Consider the following 1,780-nt stretch of genomic DNA (forward strand, 5'->3'; position numbering starts at 1 on the left):
GTGACCAGCCAGGCCGTCGGCTGGGCGGGGTCGCTCACGCCCGGACCGTCCCGGCGGCGGCCTTGAGCGGCTCCCACCAGGCGCGGTTGTCCCGGTACCACTGCACCGTCAGCGCCAGGCCCTCCTCGAACGGCATCCGCGGCGCGTAGCCCAGCGCCGCGGTCTTGGAGAAGTCGACCGAGTAGCGCAGGTCGTGCCCCCCGCCGCGGGGGTCGACGATCTGCTCCACCGAGCTCCAGTCGCGGCCGGTGGCGGCCAGCAGCTGCTCGGTGAGCTCCCGGTTGGACAGCTCGCGCCCCCCGCCGATGTTGTAGATCTCGCCCGTGGCGCCCTGCTCCAGCACCAGCTGGATGCCGCGGCAGTGGTCGTCGACGAAGAGCCAGTCGCGCACGTTGGCGCCCTCGCCGTACAGCGGCACGGTGAGCCCGTCGAGCAGGTTGGTGACGAACAGCGGGATGACCTTCTCCGGGTAGTGGTACGGCCCGTAGTTGTTGCTGCACCGGGTGATCGAGACGTCCAGGCCGTAGGTCCGGGCGTAGGCGCGCGCGATCAGGTCGCTGGCGGCCTTGGAGGCCGAGTACGGGGAGTTCGGCTCGAGCAGGTGCTCCTCGGTCCACGAGCCGGAGTCGATCGAGCCGTACACCTCGTCGGTGGACACGTGCACCACCCGGCCGACGCCGGCGCGCAGGGCGGCCTCGAACAGCTGCTGCGAACCCAGCGCGTTGGTGACCACGAAGTCGGTGGCCCCGCCGCCGATGGAGCGGTCGACGTGCGACTCCGCGGCGAAGTGGACGACGGCGTCGTGCCCGGGGAGCGCGGCGTCCAGGTCCGCAGCCGAGCAGATGTCGCCCTGCACGAAGCGGTAGCGCGGGCTGTCGGCGACCGGCGCGAGGTTGGCCGGGTTGCCGGCGTAGGTGAGCTTGTCGAAGACGGTCACCTCGGCGTCCTCGAAGCCCGGGTAGCCCCCCGAGAGCATCGTGCGCACGTAGTGCGATCCGATGAAGCCGGCTCCGCCGGTGACCAGGACGCGCATGTCCGCAGACGGTAGCCGCCGTCGCAGGGCACCGGGGCGCGGCGCCGGGGCCCTCATCTGGGCGGGTGAGCGCCGCTGCCGGGGCAGGGCCGGCGCCGCCTACCGTGACCGGGTGCGCGGGATCATCCTGGCCGGGGGAACCGGCAGCCGGCTGTGGCCCATCACCCTGGGGGTCAGCAAGCAGCTGATGCCGGTCTACGACAAACCGATGATCTACTACCCGCTCTCCACGCTGATGATGGCCGGGATCCGCGAGGTGCTGGTCATCACCACGCCCGACGACCGGGACTCCTTCGCCCGCCTGCTCGGCGACGGCACCCGGCTCGGCATGCGCATCGACTACGCCGTGCAGCCCGCTCCGGAGGGCCTGGCGCAGGCGTTCCTCATCGGCGCGGACTTCCTGGACGGGCAGGCCGCGGCCCTGGTGCTCGGCGACAACATCTTCTACGGCGCGGGCCTCGGCACGGCCCTGTCCCGGCTGCCCGAGCCCGACGGCGGGCACGTGTTCGCCTACCACGTCGCCGAACCGGCGGCCTACGGCGTCGTGGAGTTCGACGCCGCCGGCCGGGTGCTGTCGATCGAGGAGAAGCCGGCCCGCCCGAAGAGCAGCTACGCGGTGCCGGGGCTGTACTTCTACGGCCCCGACATCGTCGACGTCGCCCGGGGCATCACCCCCAGCGGCCGGGGCGAGCTGGAGATCACCGCGGTCAACGAGCACTACCTGCGGCAGGGGCGGCTGACCGTCAC

2 protein-coding genes are annotated in these 1,780 nt (G+C 72.3%); one reads left to right on the plus strand and one right to left on the minus strand.

What is annotated here, in order from left to right; all coding sequences use genetic code 11:
* Window positions 1-34 precede the first annotated feature (34 nt).
* A complete protein-coding gene (gene rfbB, locus ACI79A_RS19620; protein WP_457085431.1) occupies window positions 35-1,033 on the minus strand; it encodes a dTDP-glucose 4,6-dehydratase in 999 nt (332 codons plus the stop codon).
* A 112-nt stretch (window positions 1,034-1,145) separates the two neighbouring features.
* Here rfbB and ACI79A_RS19625 point away from each other — a divergent pair.
* A partial coding sequence (locus ACI79A_RS19625) for a sugar nucleotidyltransferase (protein WP_457085432.1) occupies window positions 1,146-1,780 on the plus strand: 635 nt, incomplete at its 3' end.

The sequence above is a fragment of the Modestobacter sp. SYSU DS0657 genome, assembly GCF_054050925.1.

Coding starts and splice junctions, on each gene's coding strand:
- rfbB (WP_457085431.1), bottom strand. CDS start 1,033: ATGCGCGTCCTGGTCACCGGCGGAGCCGGCTTCATCGGATCGCACTAC.